16 protein-coding genes are annotated in these 23,182 nt (G+C 72.0%); 5 read left to right on the plus strand and 11 right to left on the minus strand.

What is annotated here, in order from left to right; all coding sequences use genetic code 11:
- Positions 1–4: 4 nt before the first annotated feature.
- The 5 genes from ACH4B3_RS02880 to ACH4B3_RS02900 all read right to left on the minus strand — a co-directional run bounded on the left by ACH4B3_RS02880 (position 5) and on the right by ACH4B3_RS02900 (position 9,272).
- Entirely contained in the window at positions 5–943 is a 939-nt protein-coding gene (locus tag ACH4B3_RS02880; protein ID WP_398460923.1) for an ABC transporter permease, read from the minus strand.
- On the minus strand, positions 936–1,859 hold the full coding sequence (locus ACH4B3_RS02885; protein WP_398460924.1) for an ABC transporter permease: 924 nt from the start codon (positions 1,857–1,859) through the stop codon (positions 936–938). Before ACH4B3_RS02885 ends, ACH4B3_RS02880 begins: the two co-directional genes overlap by 8 nt.
- Before the next feature lie 125 nt (positions 1,860–1,984).
- Positions 1,985–3,631, minus strand: coding sequence for an ABC transporter substrate-binding protein (locus ACH4B3_RS02890; protein ID WP_398460925.1), 1,647 nt, complete (start codon positions 3,629–3,631; stop codon positions 1,985–1,987).
- 923 nt (positions 3,632–4,554) lie between these two features.
- Positions 4,555–6,456 (minus strand): translational GTPase TypA, encoded by a 1,902-nt coding sequence (typA, locus tag ACH4B3_RS02895; protein ID WP_398460926.1) that lies wholly within the window; start codon positions 6,454–6,456, stop codon positions 4,555–4,557.
- 545 nt (positions 6,457–7,001) lie between these two features.
- A complete protein-coding gene (locus ACH4B3_RS02900) occupies positions 7,002–9,272 on the minus strand; it encodes an ABC transporter substrate-binding protein (protein WP_398460927.1) in 2,271 nt (756 codons plus the stop codon).
- A 329-nt stretch (positions 9,273–9,601) separates the two neighbouring features.
- On the opposite strand from ACH4B3_RS02900, the gene ACH4B3_RS02905 reads away from it, so the two are divergent.
- The 4 genes from ACH4B3_RS02905 (at position 9,602) to ACH4B3_RS02920 (ending at position 13,707) form a co-directional block, all read left to right on the plus strand.
- A complete protein-coding gene (locus ACH4B3_RS02905) occupies positions 9,602–9,913 on the plus strand; it encodes a hypothetical protein (RefSeq protein WP_398460928.1) in 312 nt (103 codons plus the stop codon).
- A gap of 109 nt (positions 9,914–10,022) precedes the next feature.
- Positions 10,023–10,850, plus strand: coding sequence for a hypothetical protein (locus ACH4B3_RS02910; RefSeq protein WP_398460929.1), 828 nt, complete (start codon positions 10,023–10,025; stop codon positions 10,848–10,850).
- Positions 10,851–10,867: 17 nt separating this feature from the next.
- A complete protein-coding gene (locus ACH4B3_RS02915) occupies positions 10,868–12,865 on the plus strand; it encodes a fumarate reductase/succinate dehydrogenase flavoprotein subunit (RefSeq protein ID WP_398460930.1) in 1,998 nt (665 codons plus the stop codon).
- Positions 12,862–13,707: a succinate dehydrogenase/fumarate reductase iron-sulfur subunit gene (locus tag ACH4B3_RS02920; RefSeq protein ID WP_398460931.1), complete on the plus strand. Its 846-nt coding sequence runs from the start codon at positions 12,862–12,864 to the stop codon at positions 13,705–13,707. The genes ACH4B3_RS02915 and ACH4B3_RS02920 overlap by 4 nt, the downstream gene beginning before the upstream one ends.
- Positions 13,708–13,984: 277 nt before the next feature.
- Here the strand turns inward: ACH4B3_RS02920 and ACH4B3_RS02925 are convergent, their stop codons facing one another.
- The 6 genes from ACH4B3_RS02925 to ACH4B3_RS02950 form a co-directional block, all read right to left on the minus strand.
- Entirely contained in the window at positions 13,985–16,645 is a 2,661-nt protein-coding gene (locus ACH4B3_RS02925) for a SpoIIE family protein phosphatase (RefSeq protein WP_398461562.1), read from the minus strand.
- A gap of 223 nt (positions 16,646–16,868) precedes the next feature.
- On the minus strand, positions 16,869–17,297 hold the full coding sequence (locus tag ACH4B3_RS02930; protein ID WP_398460932.1) for an ATP-binding protein: 429 nt from the start codon (positions 17,295–17,297) through the stop codon (positions 16,869–16,871).
- A 292-nt stretch (positions 17,298–17,589) separates the two neighbouring features.
- Positions 17,590–17,991 (minus strand): (deoxy)nucleoside triphosphate pyrophosphohydrolase, encoded by a 402-nt coding sequence (locus ACH4B3_RS02935; RefSeq protein ID WP_398460933.1) that lies wholly within the window; start codon positions 17,989–17,991, stop codon positions 17,590–17,592.
- A 108-nt stretch (positions 17,992–18,099) separates the two neighbouring features.
- Entirely contained in the window at positions 18,100–18,285 is a 186-nt protein-coding gene (locus ACH4B3_RS02940; protein WP_398460934.1) for an SPOR domain-containing protein, read from the minus strand.
- A 191-nt stretch (positions 18,286–18,476) separates the two neighbouring features.
- Positions 18,477–20,180, minus strand: a complete 1,704-nt coding sequence (locus ACH4B3_RS02945) for an APC family permease (protein WP_398460935.1) — start codon at positions 20,178–20,180, stop codon at positions 18,477–18,479.
- Positions 20,181–20,422: 242 nt separating this feature from the next.
- Positions 20,423–21,172 (minus strand): GntR family transcriptional regulator, encoded by a 750-nt coding sequence (locus tag ACH4B3_RS02950; RefSeq protein ID WP_398460936.1) that lies wholly within the window; start codon positions 21,170–21,172, stop codon positions 20,423–20,425.
- 320 nt (positions 21,173–21,492) lie between these two features.
- Between ACH4B3_RS02950 and ACH4B3_RS02955 the strand changes: the two genes are divergently transcribed.
- Entirely contained in the window at positions 21,493–22,905 is a 1,413-nt protein-coding gene (locus ACH4B3_RS02955; protein WP_398460937.1) for a M1 family metallopeptidase, read from the plus strand.
- The last annotated feature ends 277 nt before the right edge of the window (positions 22,906–23,182 follow it).

A 23,182-nucleotide genomic window follows, 5' to 3' on the forward strand; every position in this document is an offset into this window, starting at 1 on the left:
TCCCTCAGCGCAGCTTGGGGTCGAGGGCGTCGCGCACCGCGTCGCCGAGCATGATGAAGGACAGCACCGTGACGCTGAGCGCGCCGGCCGGCCACAGCAGCATGTGCGGCGCGTTGCGGTACTGCTGTGCGGCCGCGGAGATGTCCTGGCCCCACGAGACGGTCGGCGGCTTGAGACCCACGCCCAGGTAGGACAGGGTCGCCTCGATCGAGATGTACATGCCCAGGGCGATGGTGGCCACCACGATCACCGGGGCGACCGCGTTCGGCAGGATGTGCCGCAGCAGGATCCGGGTGGTGCCGGCGCCGAGAGCGCGGGCGGCCTGGACGTAGTCCTGCTGCTTGACGGTGATCACCGAACTCCGCGCGATACGGGCGATCTGCGGCCAGCTCAGCGCGATCATGAACCCGATGACCGTCCAGACGCTGCCGCCCTCGATCACCGAGAGGAAGACCAGGCCGCCCAGGAGCAGCGGGATACCGAAGAAGATGTCGGTGATCCGGGACAGGATGGAGTCCCACCAGCCGCCGAAGTAGCCGGCGAGGCCCCCCAGGATGCCGCCGAGCAGCGCGACGCCGATGGTCACGCAGATGCCGACGGTGACCGAGGCACGGGCACCGTAGACGGTGCGCGCGTACACGTCACAGCCCTGCAGGTCGAACCCGAAGGGGTGCCCGGACTCGCTGCCCTGGCGCGACTTGCCGAGCACGCACTCGCGCGGGTCGGTGGAGGTGAACAGCCCCGGCCAGATCGCCATGGTGACGAGCACCAGGATCATCAGCGTCGAGATGACGAAGACGGGGTTCCGGCGCAGCTGACGCCAGGCGTCGTTCCACAGGCTGCGCGGCTTCTCCCAGTCGGAACCCGGCTTGGCGGCGCCGGGAACGGCCGCGGTGGCGGCGTCCGCCTTGGCGACGGGAGCGATCTCGATCTGGTCAGGCATACCGGATCCTCGGGTCCAAGACCGCGTAGAGCAGGTCGACGAGCAGGTTGGCCAGGAGGAAGACGAGCACCAGGATCGTCACGAAGCCGACCACGGTGGGCGAGTTGCCACGGAGCACGCCGTTCCAGAGCTGGAAGCCCACACCCTTGATGTTGAAGATCCGCTCGGTGACGATGGCACCGCCCATCAGCGAACCGACATCGGTTCCGATGAAGGTGACCACCGGGATGAGCGAGTTGCGGAGCAGGTGGACACCGATCACCCGGCGCTTCGGCAGACCCTTGGCCTTCGCCGTGCGCAGGTAGTCGGCGCGCAGGTTCTCCGCGACCGAGGCTCTGGTGAGCCGGGTGATGTAGGCGAGCGAGAGACCGGCCAGCACGAAGCCGGGGACGATCAGCTCCGAGTACGTCGCCTCGGACGACACCGCCGGATCGATGATGTCCCATTCGACGGCGAGGAAGTACTGCGCCAGATAGCCGATGACGAACACCGGGATCGAGATCACGACCAGCGTGGCGAGCAGCGTCAGGGTGTCGACCAGCTTGCCGCGGCGCAGACCGCCGACGAGGCCGAGACCGATGCCGAGGACGATCTCGATGGTGACGGCGACCAGGGTGAGCCGCATGGTCACCGGGAACGCCTCACCCATCAGCTCGGTGACCGGCTGGCCGTTGAAGGCCTGGCCGAAGTCGCCGCTGAAGATGTTGCCCATGTAGAGCAGGTACTGCTCCACCAGTGGCTTGTCGAGGTTCAACTCCGAGCGGATCCGGGCGAGCGTCGCCGGGTCGGGCGCTCTGTCACCGAACATGGCCGCGACGGGATCGCCCAACGCGTAGACCATCGCGAAGATGAGGAACGTGGTCCCGAGGAAGACCGGGATCATCTGGAGCAGTCGTCTGATGACGTAGCGCCCCATGGGAACTCCTTCAAGGTTTCCGAAGACGGCAGCCGAGGTCTACGGATGTGAGCCGTGTGGGCTGCCGTCTCCTGCTGGGCATGGCTGACGGGCCCTCCGGTGGTGCAGGAAGGCCCGTCTGCCACTTACTTGACGGTGATGTCCTTGAACACCGGGACGCTGAACGCGTCCAGGGTCACGTTGTCCACCTTGTCGGAGTAGGCACCGCTACCGTTCTGGTACCACAGCGGGATGCCCGGCATGTCCTGGATCAGGACCTTCTCGGCGTCCTGGTAGAGCTTGATGGCCTTGGGGATGTCCGCCTCGCCGTTGGCCTGGGCCAGCAGGTCGTCGAACTTCTTGCTGGAGTACGAGCCGTCGTTGGAGCTGGCACCGGTCTTGTAGATCGGGGTCAGGAAGTTGTCGATGAGCGGGTAGTCCATCTGCCAGCCGGAGCGGAACGGACCCTTCATCTCGTCCTTGGTGATCTGGTCACGGAAGTCCGCGAAGGTACCGACCGGGTTGACCCGGCAGGCGTCCTTGTCGTCCAGCACCGTGTTGATGCTGTTGCAGACCGCGTCCATCCAGTCCTTGTGCGAACCGGTGTCGACGTTGGACGAGAGCACCATCTGGCCGCCGGGGATGCCGCCGCCCTCTTCGATGAGCTTCTTGGCCTTCTCCGGGTTGTACGTGCAGAACTCGCCGCAGATGTCCTTGGAGTAGCCGCCCGCCGCGCCGAGCACCGGCGAGGTGAAGTCGGTGGCCGGGGTACGGGTCTTCGAGAAGATCTTGTCGGTGATCTCCTCGCGGTTGATCGCCATGGAGATGCCCTGGCGGACCTTGACCGCGCCCTTGGCGTTCCAGCCCTTGTCGTACAGCGGGAAGGTGATCGCCTGCATGATGCCGGCCGGCTGGTTGATGTAGCGGCCGTCCATGTCGGTCTCGACGTTGGCCAGCTGGCCCGCCGGGACGTCGTCCAGCACGTCCAGGTCGCCGGAGATGACCTCGTTGTAGGCGGTGTTGAAGTCGGTGTAGACCTTCAGGTAGACGCCCTTGTTCTTGGGCTTGCCCTCACCGGCGTAGCTCTCGTTCACCGAGAGCTTCATCCCGGTGCCCTTCTTGTACGAGTCCACCTTGTAGGGGCCGTTGCCGACCGGCTTCTTCAGCCAGGCGTCGTGGTCCTTGAAGAAGAGCTCGGGCAGCGGGGAGTAGGCCTTGTAGCCCAGGCGCTGCGGCCAGGTGGAGAACTTCTCCTTCAGCTTGACCGTGAAGGTGTGCTCGTCCACGACCTTCAGACCGGACATGGTCTTGGCCTTGGCCTTGGCGCCTTCCTCGGCCGGGTGGACCTCGTCGTAGCCCTCGATGTCCGAGAAGAAGTACGAGTTCAGCTGCGCGTTGTCGATGTGCGCGCCGTAGTTCCAGGCGTCCACGAAGGACTTGGCGGTGACCGGGGACCCGTCGCTGAACTTCCAGCCCTTCTTGATCTTGAAGGTGAAGTTCTGCTGGTCCTTGGTCTCCACGGACTCGGACATGGCCGGCTTGGCCTCGCCCGTCTTGGGGTCGTACTCCATGATCCCTCGGAAGATCATGTCGAGGACCTTGCCGCCCTGGACCTCATTGACGTTCGCAGGCTCGATCGGCTTCTGCGGGTCCGTCCAAGAGGCGCTCACGATGCCTTCGCCGGAGCCGCCCTCCCCCTTGCTGTCCTTGTCGTCGCTGCCGCCGCAGGCGGTCGCGGCCATCGCCACGACCGCAGCCATCGCGACCCACTTGGCGCTCTTGGCACCGCGCATGGGTTTGCCTCCTCAGGAGTCACTGTCACTACGAGAGAGGGCACCGGAAGCACGCTGACACCCCTGACAGCGACGAGACCTGGCACCCCCACGTGCGCTCGTAGGCCAGCGCTCCCCACAGCGCGTGACCCATTGACCCGAGCTCAATGGACCCCATGATTGAGCACCCCAGCCGCGTAAACCACACTTAAAGGGTCTCGCTTTGGTCACATCATCTACGCGCGGAGCCTCGAAATCCGGACAAAAGTGCCGCAGACAGACACACGCGAAACGGACTGTTAACGCATCATCCGGATCTCCGACACCGATATCCGGACGGCCGTTTGCGCTAAACCCATTGACTGACAGGTTCCGGACATGAGAAAGCGTCAGCCAACAGGCCGGAAGTCATCGCTCTCGTCCCCTCCGGTTCCCGCCGGCGGTCGTCGCCGTGCGTGAGCACCCGGCGCGCCGACGAGAGCCGCCCGGCCGGCGGACGATAGGCGATCAAGACCGAACAATACGCGCGTCGGGCGCGGGAAGCGCAGCGGTCGCACCAAGAATCCCCGGGAATTGCCGCCGAAGCCCCCGCCGCAGGGCCGCGGACCGGCCTTTCCGGGGACCACCGGGCGGACGCGCGCACCGCCGCCCTCGGCCCCCGGAGCGGTCTCAGGGCGCGGCGACGGAGGCAGCGGCGGCGGGGCGCAGGCCAGCCACAGCGGCAGCGACGGCGGGGCGCAGGCCACAGCGGCAGCGGCAGCACGGCACAGGCCACGGCGGCAGCGACGGCAGGGCCCGGCCGGAGCCGGCGCGCCCAGGGGGGGCCAGGGCCGGGGCCGGTGCCGGGGGCCGGGAACACGACGGCACGGCGCCCACCGCAGTGGGACACCGTGCCGTCGGGCGTCCAGGCGCCCGCCGCGGCGGGCCGGGCCGTCGGGAGAGCGTCAGCCGTGCTTGGCGCGGGAGGCCGCGCGGGCGCGCTCCCGCGCGTCCAGGTTCACCTTGCGGATGCGGACCGCCTCCGGGGTCACCTCGACGCACTCGTCGTCGCGGCAGAACTCCAGCGACTGCTCCAGCGAGAGCTTGCGCGGCGGGACGATCGACTCGGCCACGTCGGCGGTCGACGACCGCATGTTGGTGAGCTTCTTCTCCTTGGTGATGTTCACGTCCATGTCGTCGGAGCGCGAGTTCTCACCGACGATCATGCCCTCGTACACCTCGGTGCCCGGCTCGACGAAGAGCACGCCGCGCTCCTGGAGGTTGGTCATCGCGAAGGCGGTGACGGCACCGGAGCGGTCGGCGACCAGCGAGCCGTTGTTCCGGGTCTGCAGCGTGCCGAACCACGGCTCGTGGCCCTCGTGGATGGAGTGCGCGATACCGGTGCCGCGGGTGTTGGTCAGGAACTCGGTGCGGAAGCCGATCAGACCGCGGGAGGGGACCACGAACTCCATGCGGACCCAGCCCGAGCCGTGGTTGGACATGTTGTCCATCCGGCCCTTGCGGGTGCCCATGAGCTGGGTGACGGCGCCCATGTGCTCCTCGGGCACGTCGATGGTGATGCGCTCGACCGGCTCGTAGACCTTGCCGTCGACGTCCTTGGTGACCACCTGCGGCTTGCCGATGGTCAGCTCGAAGCCCTCCCGGCGCATGGTCTCCACCAGGATGGCCAGCGCCAGCTCACCGCGGCCCTGCACCTCCCAGGCGTCGGGGCGCTCGGTGTCCAGCACGCGGAGCGAGACGTTGCCGATCAGCTCGCGGTCCAGGCGGTCCTTGACCTGGCGGGCGGTGACCTTGCGGTCCTTGACCGCGGCCTTGTTGTCCGCGCCCTTGCCGGAGCCGCCGCGGCCGACCAGCGGCGAGGTGTTGGTGCCGATGGTCATGGAGATCGCGGGCTCGTCGACCGTGATCAGCGGCAGCGCGACCGGGTTCTCCGGGTCCGCCAGGGTCTCGCCGATCATGATGTCCGGGATGCCGGCGACCGCGCAGATGTCACCGGGGCCCGCCTTCTCGGCCGGCTTGCGGGTGAGCGCCTCGGTCATCATCAGCTCGCTGATGCGGACGTTGGCGATGGAGCCGTCACGCTTGATCCAGGCGACGGTCTGACCCTTCTTCAGCTCGCCCTGCTCCACCCGGAGCAGCGCGATACGGCCGAGGAAGTTGTCCGCGTCCAGGTTGGTGACGTGCGCCTGGAGCGGCGCGGACTCGTCGTACGCGGGGGCCGGGACGTGCTCCAGCAGGGTGGAGAAGAACGGCTCCAGGCTGTCGCTGTCGGCCGGGACGGTGCCGTCCTCCGGCTTGGTCAGCGAGGCGACGCCGTCGCGGGCGCAGGCGTAGACGATCGGGAACTCGATCTGCTCCTCGTCCGCGTCCAGGTCCAGGAACAGGTCGTAGGTCTCGTTGACGACCTCGTCGATCCGGGAGTCCGGCCGGTCCGTCTTGTTGATGCACAGGATGACCGGCATCCGGGCCTGCAGGGCCTTGCGGAGCACGAAGCGGGTCTGCGGCAGCGGCCCCTCGGAGGCGTCCACCAGCAGCACGACCGCGTCCACCATCGACAGGCCGCGCTCGACCTCGCCACCGAAGTCGGCGTGGCCGGGGGTGTCGATGATGTTGATGGTGACGGGGTCGCCACCGCCCTTGGGGTGGTACTTGACCGCGGTGTTCTTCGCGAGAATGGTGATGCCCTTCTCGCGCTCCAGGTCGTTGGAGTCCATGACCCGGTCGTCCACCTGCTGGTGGGCGGCGAAGGCGCCGGCCTGCTTGAGCATGGCGTCGACGAGGGTCGTCTTGCCGTGGTCGACGTGGGCGACGATGGCGACGTTACGGATGTCGTGGCGCGTGGGCACTTGCGGCGCTTCTCCCGGAATCGTGGATGGCTGCGCGTCCGGTCGGGTACGCGCGCCTGCCGGGCAGATCACGCCACGGCCTCACCCCATGGTACGGGGCCGCCGACGAAGTGGCTGCCCCGGCAGCTGTGAGCTGGCCGACCCCCGCCCGCGGCCCGGTGGGCGCGGGGGTGCCGGCGCCGGGCCGCCGCGGACCGCGCGGAGGCCGGGCACCCGGGGCCCGGCCGGGCGGTGCGGCGCCGTCCTGAGGAGGTGACGGGGCCCGCCGCCCGGCCGGGCCGGGTGTACGGGGTGTGACGGGCGGTGCCCGCGGTGTGCCGGATGCTGCTGTTCCCCCCGGTCGGGGTGCTTGTCCCGGGACGTCGTCGTCCCGGCGGGTGGGCCGGCGGAGCCGGCGGGCGGGCCCGGGCGCCGTTGCGCGGGCTGCGGGGGGCCGAGGGGGCGGCCCGTGACCTGGTCGGAATCATCCACACACGCCGGGGGCCGCCCGGGCAAGCTTCTTGAGTAACTTCTGAGGTCCGCGGTCCCGTTCGGGCCGCTTCCCGCTACTTCCGGAACCCGATGTCCTGGTACCGGGGGGTGGCGAAACCGAAGGCCCCGGCGTTGGCGACGTCCTTGCGGACCGCGACGAGCTGCGGGCGCTGGAACAGCGGGATGGATCCGGCCACCGCCCAGATCCGCGCGTCCGCCCGGCTGACCAGGTCCCGCGCGGCGCCGTCGTCCAGCTCGGCCGCCGCCTTCTCGAAGAGCTGGTCGATCTGGTCGGTGCCGACCCGGGTGTAGTTCTGCTCCACGACCAGCGACCCGTCGGCCGCGGGCTGCGGCTTGGCGAAGACCGGGCGGGCGTCGGTGGCCGGGAAGGCGGTCGCGGGCCAGGAGTAGAGCGCCAGGTCGAAGTCGCCGGCGGCGATGTGGTCGGTGAAGTACCCGGCGTCCCGGACCGTGCTGATCTCGGTGCCGATGCCGACCTGCTCCAGCATCCGGGTGATCCGGTCGGCCACGGTCCGCAGCGGGGCCGAGCCGGGGCCGGCGGGCAGCACGAACCGCAGCGTCAGCGGCCTGCCGTTCTTGGTGCGCGGCGGGAGGCCGCCCCGCGCCCCCGGCTTGGCCTCGGGCTCCCGCCCGGCCTCGGCGCCGGCGTCCGGGCCCGGCTCCCGGCCGGTGTCCGGGCCGGGCTCGGGCGACGGCTCGCGCCGGGCCGCGTCCGGGTCCGCCTGCGGCCCGTACTGCCGCTCGGCGCCGGGGTCCGCGGGGCCCGCTCCGGGCGACCCCGCCGGCGCTCCGGTGTCCTCCGGTCCCGCCCCGGGCCGGTGCTCGGGTCCGGTGCCGGATCCGGTAGCGGTGCCGTCGCCGCTCAGCGGGCCGGAGCGGGCCGCGGCGTCCTCCTCGGCCCGGTCGCCGGTCCCGGACCGGGCCGGGCCGGTGCCCTCCTGCCAGCCGGCGTCGGCCAGCAGCGCCTGCGCCGCGCGCGGGCCGGACTCGCCGAGCGCGCCGCTGTGGTCCCGGTAGCCCTGCTGCCCGGCCATCAGCAGATGGCTGCCCAGCGGCCTGGCCGGCAGGCCGAGCGGCTTGAGGACGGCGTCGGCCAGCTCCTGCCGGTCGATGGCGCGGGCCACCGCGCGGCGGACGCGCTCGTCGGCCAGCGGCCCCTGGGTGCCGTTGAGGGCGAGCTGGGTGTAGGCGGGCTCCAGCGCCTTGCGCACGGTCAGCCGGCCGAGGCCGACCGGTGCGCGGTGCCGGCCGTCCGGACCCGGTGCCGGCCGGTCGCCTCGCGCGCCGCCGGGCGCGTCGCCCGGCCGGCCGGCGGCGTCGGCTCCGTCCGGCCGGGCGGCCTCCTCGGCGCGCAGCCGGTCCGCCTCGGCGCGCCGGTCCGCGGAGCCGGGGACGGCCTCGTCCGCGGGGCCGTTCCGGCCGGCCGGGGGGCGGTCCGCGGCGGTGGCCCGGTTCCCGGGTCCGGCGGCGCCCCGCACCCGGTCCGCGACCGCCGGGTCGACCTCGGCCAGGTCGACCGTCCCGGCGGCCAGCGCCGCGCTGCGCCGGTCGCGCGGTACGGCGCGGAAGACCAGCCGGTCCAGCCGGGCCCGGTCGCCCCACCAGCGGGGGTCGCGGGTGAGGGTGACCGACCGGCCGGAGGTGCCGCGGAGGGTGAAGGGGCCGGCGGTGGCCGGGAGGGCGGTGCGGGAGGCGTCGTTGAAGGAGTCCGGGTCGGCCGTCACGGCCCTGGGGTACAGCGGGGTGAACAGCGCCCGCCAGTCCGCGTAGGGCTTGGCGAAGACGACCTTGACCTCGTCCTTCCGTTCACCGGCCGTGACCTTGGCGATGCGGTCGTAGCCGGCGTTGTGGGCGCTCCAGAACGCGTGCTCGGTGCCGCGCAGCGCCTTCCACTGGGCGGCGAAGTCGCGGACCCCGATCGGCCGGCCGTCGTTCCAGGCCGCGTCGGGGTGGAGCCGGTAGACGACGGTCTGCCGGGGCTCCCGCTCGACGATCTCGGCGCTGCGCAGGTAGTCGGGGTTGCGCTGCGGGCGGCCCCGGCCGTCCAGCGTGAACAGCGCGGGCAGCACCGCTCCGGCGATCCGCTCGGTGCCGGTGTCCGCGTCGGCGTGGAAGGTGTTGAAGGTGGTGGGCGCGGCGTCCAGCGCCCAGCGCAGGGTGCCGCCGGCGCGCAGCTGCGAGCGGGCGGCGGGGGCCACGTCCTGGACGGCGGCGGACAGGGACCGGGAGTCGTTCTCACCGGTGCTGCATCCGGCGAGCACGGGCAGCGGAAGCATCACCCCCAGGGCGAGCAGCGCGGCGCGGCGTCGCGTGTCGTGGGGCATGGCTGGTACCTCCGGAGCTATGACTCGCTTGTGAGCCTTTGTCATGTTTTGCCGCTCATCGCATATACTGCTCACACACTGAAAGCGATCGGTCACCCTTCCGCACGGCGACACGGCGACCGCCGGTCCAAGGCCACCTATACGGACCAGCACGGTCGGCGCGCACTCCGGCGCGCGGCGGCGCATTCACGCCCATGACTCGCCGCAATCACGGCGGATCCCTTCCCAACCACGACTGTGACGCGCGACACTCGCTGTCGCATGAGCGTCGCCACGCCCTCCCCGGCCCGGCCGCGGTGGGGAGGCCCACGCGGAGGTGAGGACACGTCATGTCCCTCGACGACGAGTTGACAGCTGCTCAGCGCTGCCTGGACGACCTGGACCGCGCCGTCTCCCGGCTGGAACAGCGGATCGGCCCCGGCCTGGACATCCGGAGAATCCGCAGCGACAGCGGCCATCTGCGGGAGAGCCTGGCCCTGCTCGGCGAGGCCGCGCCCGCCGGGGCGCCCCCGCGTGGCACCCCGCCCCGGACCACCCCGGTCCCGGAGCTCGTCACCATCCCCGACACGCCGTACGACAGCGCGCTGTGGTCCGACGCGGACGACGAGGGGCTCGGCGCCCGGGACCGGCGCGCCCCCTGACCCCCGGCCGGCCGGGCCGCGGCGTCCGGCCCGCCCCGGCCCCGCCACCACCGCCCGCCCCGCCCGACCCGTCCGACCCGATGACGACCCCACGCCCGCGGAGCCCGCCTTGGCCACTGGTACCGACCCCGGAGCCCGTCCGCGCACACGCGGCGTGCACGATCCGTCGCGCGCCGCGATCCCCCGGCGCCATCTGCGCACCGACCGCTGGTGGCTGGCGCCCGCGAGCACCGCCGCCGGGCTGCTCGCCTTCGTCGTCTACTCGACCTGGCGCGCCTTCGCCGACACCGACTACTACGCGGCGCCCTATGTGTCGCCGTTCTACTCGCCGTGCCTGGCCGACCGCTGCGAGCCGATGCGCGACGGCCCCAACTGGGAGATCTTCGGCGGCTGGTGGGGGCTCTCCCCCGCGCTGCTGATCCTGATCTTCCCGCTCGGCTTCCGGCTGACCTGCTACTACTACCGGAAGGCCTACTACCGCGGCTTCTGGGCCTCGCCGCCCGCCTGCGCGGTGGCCGAGCCGCGCGGACGCTACACCGGCGAGACCCGGTTCCCGCTGATCCTGCAGAACCTCCACCGGTACTTCTTCTACGCCGCGATCCTGGTCGCCGGGATCCTCACCTACGACACGGTGCTCGCCTTCCGCGACGAGGACTACGGCTGGGGCCACATGGGCCTGGGCACCCTGGTCTTCCTCGCCAACATCGTGCTGATCTGGGCGTACACCCTGTCCTGCCACTCCTGCCGGCACATCGTCGGCGGACGGCTGAAGCACTTCTCCCGGCACCCGGTGCGCTACCGGCTGTGGGGCTGGGTCGGCCGGCTCAACGCCCACCACGCCAAGCTGGCCTGGGCCTCGCTGATCAGCGTCGCCCTCGCCGACTTCTACGTCTACCTGCTGGCCTCCGGTGCCTTCGACGATCCGCGATTCTTCTGACTGAGGGGCTGCAACCCATGACGCAAGTCGACCGGCAGACGTGGGACGTCGTGGTGATCGGCGCGGGCGGGGCCGGCCTGCGCGCCGCCATCGAGGCCCGCGCGGCGGGCCTGCGCACCGCGGTGATCTGCAAGTCCCTGTTCGGCAAGGCGCACACGGTGATGGCCGAGGGCGGCATCGCGGCCAGCATGGGCAACGTCAACGAGGGCGACAACTGGCAGGTGCACTTCCGCGACACCCTGCGCGGCGGGAAGTTCCTCAACGACTGGCGGATGGCGGAGCTGCACGCCCAGGAGGCGCCGGAGCGGGTGTGGGAGCTGGAGACCTGGGGCGCGCTGTTCGACCGCACCCCGGACGGCCGGATCTCGCAGCGCAACTTCGGCGGCCACGAGTACCCGCGGCTGGCGCACGTCGGGGACCGCACCGGGCTGGAGCTGATCCGCACCCTCCAGCAGAAGATCGTCTCGCTCCAGCAGGAGGACCACGCCGAGTACGGCGACCACGAGGCCCGGCTGAAGGTCTTCCAGGAGTGCACCGTCACCCGCGTCCTGAAGTCCGCGGACGGGCCCGGCGGACCCGGTGGACCGGCGGACCGCGGCTCCGCGGGGCGGGTGGCCGGGGTCTTCGCCTACGAGCGGGAGTCCGGCCGGTTCTTCGTGCTCCAGGCCCCGGCCGTGGTGCTGGCCACCGGCGGCATCGGCAAGTCCTTCAAGGTGACCTCCAACTCCTGGGAGTACACCGGCGACGGGCACGCCCTCGCGCTGCTGGCGGGCGCGCCGCTGATCAACATGGAGTTCGTGCAGTTCCACCCGACCGGGATGGTCTGGCCGCCGTCGGTGAAGGGCATCCTGGTCACCGAATCGGTGCGCGGCGACGGCGGGGTGCTGCGCAACAGCGCCGGCAAGCGGTTCATGTTCGACTACATCCCGGACGTCTTCAAGGAGAAGTACGCCGAGTCCGAGGCCGAGGGCGACCGATGGTACGAGGACCCCGACCACAACCGCCGCCCGCCCGAGCTGCTCCCCCGGGACGAGGTGGCCCGCGCCATCAACGCCGAGGTCAAGGCCGGTCGCGGCTCCCCGCACGGCGGGGTGTACCTGGACGTCTCCACCCGGATGCCGGCCGAGGTGATCAAGCGGCGGCTGCCCTCCATGCACCACCAGTTCAAGGAGCTGGCGGACGTCGACATCACCGCCGAACCGATGGAGGTCGGCCCCACCTGCCACTACGTGATGGGCGGGGTGGGCGTCGACCCGGACACCGCCGCCGCGCTGGGGGTGCCGGGGCTGTTCGCCGCCGGGGAGGTGGCCGGGGGCATGCACGGTTCCAACCGGCTGGGCGGGAACTCCCTGTCCGACCTGCTGGTCTTCGGGCGCCGGGCCGGGCTGCACGCGGCCCGGTACGCGGCCGCACTGGCCGGCCCGGACCGCCCGGTGCCGGACGACGCGCAGGTGGCGGCCGCGGCGGCGGAGGCGCTGCGGCCGTTCGGGGCCGCGGACCGGCCCCTCGCCGCGGACGCCCCGTCCGCCGCCCCGGCCGAGAACCCGTACACCCTCCACCAGGAACTCCAGCAGGCGATGAACGACCTGGTGGGGATCATCCGGCGGGCCGACGAGATGGAGGAGGCGCTGCGCCGGCTGGCCGCACTGCGGGCCCGGGCCGCCCGGGCGGGCGTGGAGGGCCACCGCCAGTTCAACCCCGGCTGGCACCTGGCGCTCGACCTGCGGAACATGCTGCTGGTCAGCGAGTGCGTGGCGCGTGCGGCGCTGGAGCGCACCGAGAGCCGCGGCGGGCACACCCGGGACGACTTCCCCGAGATGGACCGGCAGTGGCGGCAGGTGAACCTGGAGTGCCGGCTGGCGGATCCGGGCGGCGACCTGGCGGCCGCCGAGGGCCGGCCCGGGCGGATCCGGCTGCGCCGGGTCGGCACCCCGCCGATCCGGCCCGACCTGCTGCAGCTGTTCGAGAAGGACGAACTGGTGAAGTACCTGACCGACGAGGAGCTGAGCCGGTGAGCGAGACGACCACGGGCACGGACGCACGGCCGGCCCCCGAGGCCCCGGACGCCTCGGGAGGTCCCGGCGCCTCGGGGGCGTACCAGGCGCACTTCCGGGTGTGGCGCGGTGACGCGGCCGGCGGGGACCTGGCGGACTTCCGGGTCGAGGTGCACGAGGGCGAGGTGGTCCTGGACATCGTGCACCGGTTGCAGGCCACCCAGGCCCCGGACCTGGCGGTGCGGTGGAACTGCAAGGCCGGCAAGTGCGGCTCGTGCAGCGCGGAGATCAACGGCCGGCCGCGGCTGCTGTGCATGACCCGGATGTCGGTGTTCCGGCCGGACGAGACGGTCACCATCACCCCGCTGCGGGCCTTCCCGGTGGTGCGGGACCTGGTGACCGACGTGTCGTTCAACTACGCCAAGGCGCGCGAGGTGCCGTCGTTCGTCCCGCCGGAGGGCCTGGGGCCGGGCGAGTACCGGATGGCCCAGGAGGACGTGGGCCGCTCCCAGGAGTTCCGCAAGTGCATCGAGTGCTTCCTGTGCCAGGACACCTGCCATGTGGTGCGTGACTTCGAGGAGAACAAGGCGGCGTTCGCCGGCCCCCGCTTCCTGATGCGGATCGCGGAGCTGGACATGCATCCGCTGGACGCCGCGGCGGAGGCGGGCCTGGACCGCAAGCGGGCGGCCCAGGAGGAGCACGGCCTGGGCTACTGCAACATCACCAAGTGCTGCACCGAGGTGTGCCCGGAGTCCATCCGGATCACCGACAACGCGCTGATCCCGCTGAAGGAGCGGGCGGTGGACCGCAAGTACGACCCGCTGGTCTGGCTGGGGAACAAGATCCGCCGCCGCACCGGGTGACGACGGCGACGTGGCCGGCCGGGTGACCGGCGCGCGGGCCACCACACCGGCCACGTCGCACCGCCCCCGGCCCGGCCCACCGGCCGGAACGGCACGTCGCACCACCGTGCGGAACGCGTCGTCGCACCACCGTGCGGAACGGCACGTCGCACCACCGTGCGGAACGCGTCGTCGCACCACCGGCCGGAACGGCACGCCGCGCCGCCCGGCACGGCACCGCCGCCGGGCCCACCGGCCGGAAGGGCACGTCGCGCCGCCTCCGGCCCCGGCCCGCCGGTCAGAACAGGCTGAGCAGGGCCTCCACCGAGTCCGGTCCGGTGGACCCGCCGTCGGGCAGGGCCAGCTCGAACCAGACGGTCTTGCCGTGCGGGGTGCGGCGGCTGCCCCAGGACGCGCTGAGCAGGCCGACCAGCTGGAGCCCGCGCCCGCCCTCGTCGGTGTCCCGGGCTCGGCGGCGGCGCGGCTGCACCAGGCCGCCGTCCCACACCTCGCACACCAGGGTGCGGTCCAGCAGCAGTCGCAGCCGTACCTCCCCGCCCTGCTGGGAGGGCGGGACGCCGACCTCGCCGTACCGCAGGGCGTTGGTGACCAGTTCGCTGACCAGCAGTTCGGTGGTGTCGACCAGGGCGCCCAGGCCCCAGGCCTCCAGCTGCTCGCGGGCGAGTTCGCGGGCCCGGCCCACCGAACGGGCGTCGCCGGACAGCCGCCAGTCCCCCACCGAGTCGGTGGGCAGCCCCTGCACCCGCGCCATGAGCAGCGCGATGTCGTCCTCCCCGTGGTGGGTGCCGAGGGTGTCGAGGACGTGGTCGCAGATGTCCTCCAGGGACCCCTCGGAGCGGCCCGCACCGGGCCCCGGGCGGTCCCCGCCCCGTCCCCCGGCGTCGCCCGCCGCCCGGTCCGCGGGCGTGGTGAGCGCGGTGCGGAACGCCTGCAGCCCCTCGTCCAGGGCGTGGTCCCGGGACTCCACCAGTCCGTCGGTGTAGAGGGCGAGCAGGGCACCGTCGGGGAGTTCGACCTCCAGCTCCTCGAAGGGCTCGCCCCCGACGCCCAGCGGCATGCCCGGCGGTACCTCCATCAGCGTCGCGGGCTTGCCCGGTTCGACCAGGACCGGCGGCAGGTGCCCGGCGTTGGCGAAGGTGCAGCGCCGGGTCACCGAGTCGTAGACCGCGTACACGCAGGTCGCCAGGTACACCTCGGACAGATCGGCCGGGCTGCCGTCGGAGCCGGTCCGGGGCCGCTGGGCGCGGGCGGCCCGGGCCCCGGCATGGGTGCCTCCGGGGGTGCCCAGCCCGCGCGCGATCTCGTCGAGGGCGGACAGCACCTCGGCGGGTTCCAGGTCCAGCAGCGCGAGGGTGCGCACCGCGGTACGCAGTTCGCCCATGGCGACGGCGGCGCGCAGTCCCCGGCCCATCACGTCGCCGACCACCAGCGCGGTGCGGTGGCCGGGCAGCTGGATCACGTCGAACCAGTCGCCGCCGACCTCGGTGGCCTCGTTGCTCGGCTGGTAGCGGCAGGCGATGTCCAGTCCGGCCGCCTCCGGGTCGCCCGGGGGCAGCAGGCTGCGCTGGAGGATCAGGGCGCGTTCGTGCTCGCGGCGGTAGAGGCGGGCGTTGTCGATGCACACCGCGGCGCGGGCCGCCAGTTCCACCGCGAGCGCGGTGTCCCGCTCGCCGAACGGTTCGCTGCCCTTGGTGCGGGAGAACTGGACCAGGCCGACGACGGTGTCGCGGGCGACCATCGGCACCACCAGGGTGGACTGGAGCACGGCGCCGAACTCCGGCGCCTCCCCGGCGTCGCGGCCCGCCACCACCCGGGGCTGGGCCGACCGCAGGGCGTCCGCGCAGGGCGAGTTGAAGGGGTAGCGGTGGACCTCGCCGACCTGGATGGGCTTGGTGTCGGGGCCGAGGTCCGGACTGTCGGCGCGACAACAGTCGAAGATCGCCACCGGGCCGTCCGAGACGGCGCTGGCGAAGGCGACCCGGCGCAGCTCGGCGCTGCCGTCGGCCAGCCCGGGCGGCGCCTCGTCGCCGGCCAGCAGCCCCTGGTACAGGTCGACGGCGGCCAGGTCGCAGAACTGCGGCACCGCCACGTCCAGCAGTTCGCGGGCGGTGGTCTCCAGGTCCAGGGAGGTGCCTATTCGGGTGCCGGCCGCGTTGAGCAGCGCGAGGTTGCGCCGGACGCCGGCGGCCTCCATCTCGGCGCGGCGGCGGCCGGTGACGTCGGTGCCGATCCCGGCGACCCCGATCGGCCGGCCGGATCCGCTGTGCAGCCGGTACAGGGAGATCGACCAGCGGCGCCGTTCGGGGCTGGCGGGCACGCTGCCGACCAGTTGCATGTCGTTCAGCGGCTGGCCGGACTCCAGGACCTGGCGGATCGCGGCGCTCAGCCGGTCGGCCTCGCCGCGCGGCAGCAGGTCCTCGGGGAGCAGGCCCCGGTACTCCTCGGCGGGGCGCCCGAAGACCGTCGCGAACCGCTCGTTGACACGGAGCATCCGCTGGTCCGTGCCGCAGAAGAAGAAAGCAAGGGGAGATTGACCGAAAACGGCCTGCGAAGCGGCAAGATCGGTCTCAAGGCGACGCAGCGTGCCCACGTCCACCGCGAGGCAGAGCGCCGCGCGCTCCTCGTCCTCGTCCCGGGAGGGCATCACGTAGATCTCGGCGAGGCCGTGCCCCCGCGGGTCGGCGGGGGTCCGGTAGGGCACCTGCCCGGTCCACTCCCTGCCGTCCAGGATCTCGCGGACCTTGCGCTGGCCGGCGTCGCGGAACTCCGGCGGAACGAGAGCGTCCACCAGGTCCTTGCCGACCGCCTGGCGAGCCGTCAGCCCGAAGAGCAGGGCGGCACGTTCGCTCCACTGACGGATGCGGCCGTCCGGCCCGAGGGCGAAGGAGGCGACGCAGATGTGTTCGTAGATCGATCCCGGGGGGCTGCTCTGCCACATCGGCGTAGCAATGATGTCGTCGGGCATCTGCGCCCCCGATGGCTTCTCGCTCACGCGCCCGTCCCCTCCGGCTCAGGTCTCGGACCGGCCTCAGACAGCTGAGTATCCTGCACTTCGGCTATCCGGAGCACGCCCTTCACGATCACAGCACGGTCTCATCCCACACTCAGGTTCCCGTGTTATGCAATCGCTTCCCCGCAACAGCACAACGTTCGACAGTCTCCTAACCAGGGAGCGCCAGTTCGAACCAGACCGTTTTGCCGGTTGTGTCGCAGCGTGCCCCCCAGCGCCGGGAGGCGCGGGCCACCAGTTGCAGGCCGCGGCCGCCCTCGTCGTCGGGGGCGGCGGAGCGCTCCCGGGGCGGCTCCTCCAGCGGGTCGGAGACCTCCACCACGAGCAGCGCGCGCCCGGGGCCGGGGCGGTGGCGCAGCCGGACGCCGATCGGGGCGCTGGCGTAGCGGAGGGAGTTGGTGACCAGTTCGCTGACGAGCAGCACGGTCACATCGCTGACGCACTCCAGGTCCCAGTCACCGAGAGTGGCGCGGACCAGCTCGCGGGCCGCCCGCACGGTGTCCGGTTCGGCGGGGAAGGTCCACTCGGCGAAGCCAGGGGTGGGCGCCACCGCCTTCGCACCGTCGCTCACGCCGATCACTTCCCGCACCAGAGAGTGAGCCCCGCCGGGATTATCCGGCTTCAGGGAGGTTAATCAGCACATACCCGATATTCGGGTTGAAATACCGTTCACCCGGGGTCGCGGTGACACGTTCGGCGTACCCGTGCCCCGGCTGCGGAACCCGCACACCCCGGCGCGCGGCGCGCCCCCGCCCGACGGCGCCCGGCCCGGCGGCGCCCCCACCGGATCAGCGCCCCGGATCGGCGCCCCGAGGTCAGCGCCACCGGATCGGCGCCCCGAGGTCAGAGCCCGCCGGATCGGCACCCCCGGGTCAGCGCCCGCCGGCCGTCAGCCGTCGTACCGCCTCGGCGACCGCGGGGCGGTCCGCCTCCAGCCAGTCCACCTCGTGGACGGTCTCCGGGGTGAGCCAGCGGAGTTCGTCGTGGTCCTCCAGCGGGCGGGGGACACCGGACCGCAGCGCCGCGGTCCACACCTGGAGCACGTACCCGGGCTTCAGCGGCCACTCCCCCGGCAGCGCCTCCAGCGGCTCCACCTCGACGCCCAGCTCCTCGCGCAGCTCCCGGACGAGGGCCTGCGGGGGCGTCTCCCCCGGCTCGGCCTTGCCCCCCGGCAGCTCCCAGCGGCCGGCCAGCTCCGGCGGGGCGCTGCGCCGGGCGGCCAGCAGCCGCCCCCGGTCGATCACCGCTCCGCCCACCACCACACGCACCGTCATGCGCCGCACCCTACGACAGCCCGGCCCGGGCCCGGCGCGGGCGGCCGGGCGGTGCGGCACGGGCGGTGCGGCACAGGCGGTGGCCGCCGCTGCCGGCCACCGCCCGTCTCAGACCCCCGGGCGGGGCGCCCCGGTGCGTTCCACCAGGTACAGCTGCTTGTGGCCGCGGGCGTCGAGCCGGTCGGCGACCTCCTGCGCCTCGCTCCTGGTGGCGTAGCGCCCGACCCGGTAGCGGTTGCCGTTGTCGTCCTGGCGGATGACCAGCCATGGCAGAACGGCGCCGCTGTCACTCATCGCTATGTCCCCTCCGCTGAATACGCGCGCCCGGCGTGCGCCCCCCGGGGCTCCCGGAGGGAAACCCCGATCCGCATATGCCCGAGCGTACGCCCTACCTTCACTCAGCGGATACGACTTTTCACAAAGAGGCACGCTTCCCGGCCACCGGGGCGGTGGCGCGGGCCGCCGGGACGCGCCGGCCCGGCGGTTCAGACGGCCGTCGGAGCCTTCTCCCTGGCCTCCCCGGCCGCCTCGCCGGCCGCCGCGGCGGACCGCTCCATCTCCCGCTCGACCTCGACCAGGGACGGATTGCGCCATGCGCTGCGCACGCCCCAGACGTAGAACAGCAGGGCGATGCCGGAGACCACCAGGATGTCCCAGCCCTCGGCCAGGTAGCCCTTGCCGCCGAACTCGGTGCCGCCGGCCCACGAGACCAGCGCCATCACCAGCAGATAGGCCACCATCCAGGTGCCGGCCAGCAGGTGCGGCCGGAGCTCGGCCCACGGCTTGCGCAGCTCGTACCAGGCCCAGACCGGCAGACCGATCGCCATGATCAGGATGACCTTGCCGGTCAGCGGCCAGCGGGCCCAGTACATGACCAGCGACCCGAAGATCATCGCGATCGGGGCGATGACCGGCATCGCCCGCAGCTTGACCGGGCGCGGCATGCCGGGCGCGAGCCGGCGCATGGCCATCACCGCGACCGGGCCGGTGATGTAGGAGATCACGGTGGCCACGCCGACGATCTCGGCGATCGATCCCCAGCCGCGGAAGACGGCCAGGAAGATGAAGGCGATCACCAGGTTGAGCACCAGCGCGGGGCGCGGCACACCGGTCTTGGGGTCGACCTTGCCGAAGACGCCCGGCAGGTGGCCGTTCTCCTGGACACCGTGGATCATGCGCGAGGTGGTGGCCGCGTAGATCATGCCGGTGCCGGAGGGGGAGACGAAGGCGTCCGCGTACAGCAGGATGGCCAGCCAGTTCAGGCCCCAGGCCATCGACAGGTCCGCGAGCGGCGAGTCGAAGCCCAGGCCGGACCAGCCGCCGTCGGCCAGATCGGCCGCCGGGACGGCCATCAGGAAGGCGACCTGCAGCGCGATGTAGATGACCAGGGCGATCAGGATCGACCCGATGACCGCCTTGGGCATGGACCGGCCGGGGTTGCGGGCCTCGGCGGCCATGTTGAGCGGGGACTGGAAGCCGTTGAAGGCCCAGACGATGCCCGCCACCGCGACGGCGCTGAAGACCGCGCTCCAGCCGTTGGGCGCGAAGCCGCCGTTGTCGGAGACGTTGCCGGTGTCGAAGTGCGCCAGCATCAGCGCGCCGGCGGTCAGCACCGGCACCACGACCTTGAAGACGGTGATCGCGGTGTTGGTCTTGGCGAACAGGGTGATCGCGAACCAGTTGAGGAAGAAGTAGAAGACCAGCAGCACGGAGGAGAGGGCCAGACCGGTGCCGGTCAGCTCCTTCCCGTCGTACAGCCCCTCGCACCAGGCGAAGTCCCAGCTGCTCATGTACTGGATGGAGGCGGTGGCCTCACCCGGGATCACCGAGACGATGGCGATCCAGTTGGCCCAGGCGGCGAGGTAGCCGGCGAGCGAGCCGTGCGAGTACTGGCCGTACCGGACCATGCCGCCCGCCTTGGGGAACATGGCGCCGAGCTCGGTGTAGGTCAGGGCGATGGTCAGCGCCACCACGGCGCCGATCACCCAGGAGAGGATCGCCGCGGGGCCGGCCAGAGCGGCCGCCCGCTCCGCGCCGAACAGCCAGCCGGAACCGATGATCGATCCGAGGCCGACGGCGGTGAGCGCCACCGTGCCGAGTGATCGTCGGTAATTCGAGTGGGAACCCTGCTCGGTGCTCAACGTCCCTGCACTCCCTTCGCCCCCCGCGACCGGAACAAACCGCGCCATCGTACGAGCGATCCGAGTGATCGAATTCCGATAATCGGTGCTGAGCAGGGGTTCTGTGAGGTTTCCAACACTTCCCGACCCCGGTCTGGCGCCGATATACGGACAGGGGTCGAGGAGGTTCGCGTATCGGAGACCGGGAACAGGACATGACAAGCCGCCCGCGCCGCCGCGCCGCGTACCGCGTGCCGCAGTGCCGCGAGCCGCCGGGGCGTCACCGGGTCCGGCAGCCGGTCAACTCACGGTCACTTCACCGGCAGCCGGTAGGAGATGCGGTTCCGGTCCGCGAGGGTGACGACGTCGGCGGTCTCCACCGGCCGGCCCCCCGCGTGGAAGGTGCGCGAGACCACCAGTACGTAGTGACCGGGGACGCCGCCGAGCGCCAGGGTCTCCTCGGCGAGCCCGGGCCGCGCCCCGACCTGCTCCGCGACGTTGTCCACCACCAGCCCGATGGCCGCCATCCGTTCGACCACTCCCCGGCCGGCCAGCGGGCCCTCCTCGGGCAGCATCACCGGGGTCCGGCCGGTGAGGGCCAGCGGCTCGAAGGACGTGGACAGCATGGCCACCTCGCCCCCGGTCCGGAAGACGTAGCGGGTGCGCATCACCGCGTCCCCCGCCCCGATGGCCAGCCGAGCGGCGACCAGCGGATCCGCGGCCTCCCGCTCGCTGCTGGACTCCCAGGAGCCGCGGAGCTCCTCGTCCGCCTGCTCCTGCCGGAACGGCGTGCAGACCGGGCCGCGGAAACCGCTGCGGACCAGGGCGCGCTGCTCGGGCCGCGCGCGTACATAGGTGCCCGAGCCGGAACGGCCCTCCACCAGCCCCTCCGCCATCAGTACCTTGCGGGCCTCCAGGGCCACGGTGTCCGAGACCCCGTACACCTCGCGGATCCGGGCCTGGGAGGGCAACCGGGTGTGCGGCGGTAGCTCACCCGCGACGATCCGCTTCCGCAGGTCACCGGCGACGCGGAGGTATGCGGGCTGTTCGCCAAAAGCCACGTCCACTCCCAGTGTTCGACTGTCGGCAACAGCTTGACAACCGCCGTTTGGCCGCCGCAACTACAGGCCAGAGCATCACCAGAAGTGGTGAACTGCAGCTCAGCGAGGTTTAAGCCGCGGACACGGCGTCCCGGGGTCCTGGAGCCATTCGACAAGCGACGGCCACCACAGTTGAATACCGGTCAGGCGATCATCAGTCCGAACAGTCCGACACCAGCAGGTCCCCGCTCGCCACCCCCCACCGGTACCACCGACCACCTCACGACTCCGCGCCGTACCCGGGCCGAGTCCCCGCCGACCGACCCGAGGAGCGTCCGCCCGTGTCCCGTCGTCCTTCGCTGCGAGCCCTGTGCGGCGTTGCGCTGCTCCTCGCCTGCACGGCCTGTTCCGACGACGGATCGTCCGACAAGACCCCCAAGGGCAGGGCGGGTTCGGCCGGGGTCGGCGACCCGCTCTTCCCCACCCTGGGCAACGGCGGCTACGACGTCACCCACTACGGACTCACCCTCGACTACGGGCCCGGCACCCGGCGCCTGAAGGCGACCGCCGACATCACCGCCCGCGCCACCGCCACCCTGCGCTCCTTCAACCTCGACCTGGCCGGACTGGACGTCCGGGAGGCCAGCGTCGACGGCAGGGACGCCACGTTCACCCGGCGCGGCACCGAGCTCACCATCACCCCCAAGTCGCCGCTGGCCAAGGGCCGTATCTTCAAGGCCACCATCCGCTACGACGGCGCGCCGAAGACCATCACGGACCCGGACGACTCGATAGAGGGCTGGGTCCCGACCGACGACGGGGCCGTCGGGCTCGGCGAACCGACCGGGTCGATGGCCTGGTTCCCCGGCAACCACCACCCCTCCGACAAGGCCGCCTACGACATCTCCGTCACGCTGCCCAACAACGGCAAGACCGCGGTGTCCAACGGGGTGCTGGAGAGCCGGGAGGAGACCGGCGACCGCCGGACCTTCAAGTGGCACTCCCGGGAGCCGATGGCCAGCTACCTGGCCACCGTCGCCATCGGCGACTTCGAGGTCACCGACACCACCACCGACGGCGGCGTGCCCGAGTACGACGCCGTCGACCACGACGAACTGGACGGCAGTTCGAAGATCACCGCCGACGTCAGCGAGGTCCTCGACTGGCAGAGCAAGACCTTCGGCCCGTACCCCTTCGCCTCCACCGGCGTCATCGTCGACCGCAACCCGGACCTGGGGTACGCGCTGGAGACGCAGACCCGGCCGTACTTCGACTCCGCCCCCGACACCCTGCTGCTGGTCCACGAGTTCGCCCACCAGTGGTTCGGCAACTCCGTCACCCCCCGGTCCTGGAAGGACATCTGGCTCAACGAGGGCTTCGCCACCTACGCCGAGTGGCTGTGGCAGGAGCAGCACGACGGACGCGACGCGGACCAGATCTTCCGCGGCCTGTGGACCGGGAAGGACCGGGCCGCCACCGGAATCTGGGACTTCCCGCCGGCCGCCCCGCCGAACGCCGCGCGGCTGCTGGACGCCCCGGTGTACCAGCGCGGTGCGATGGTGCTGCACAAGGTGCGCCGGGCGGTCGGCGACGACACCTTCTTCGACATCCTGCGCACCTGGGCCAAGACCCACCGGCACGGCAACGCCGACACCGAGCAGTTCATCGCGCTGTGCGAGAAGAAGTCCGGCAAGGACCTCGGCCCGCTCTTCGACACCTGGCTGTACGGGAAGGGCAAGCCCGCCAAGCCGTGACCGCGGCGGGCCCGCGGGCGTCCGCGTCCGCCGGCGCCCGCGTCCGCCGTGGCGCGGCAGGCCGCCCTGGCGCGGGCCGGTGGGTGGCCGGTGGGTGGCCGGTGGAAGGCAGCCGGACCGCCCCGTTCCGGGTCGTGCCGGGCGGCGGCCCGTGGCGGGCCGGGCCACGTCGGCGTGCCGTGCCAAGGCGGCCCGCGCCGTGCCATGCCGAGGAGCCGTGCCCAGGCGGGTAGCCGTGCCGTGGCGAGGAGCCGTGCCCAGGCGGGTAGCCCGTGCC

It is taken from the genome of Streptomyces sp. NPDC018031, assembly GCF_044327625.1.
Taxonomy (GTDB): domain Bacteria; phylum Actinomycetota; class Actinomycetes; order Streptomycetales; family Streptomycetaceae; genus Streptomyces.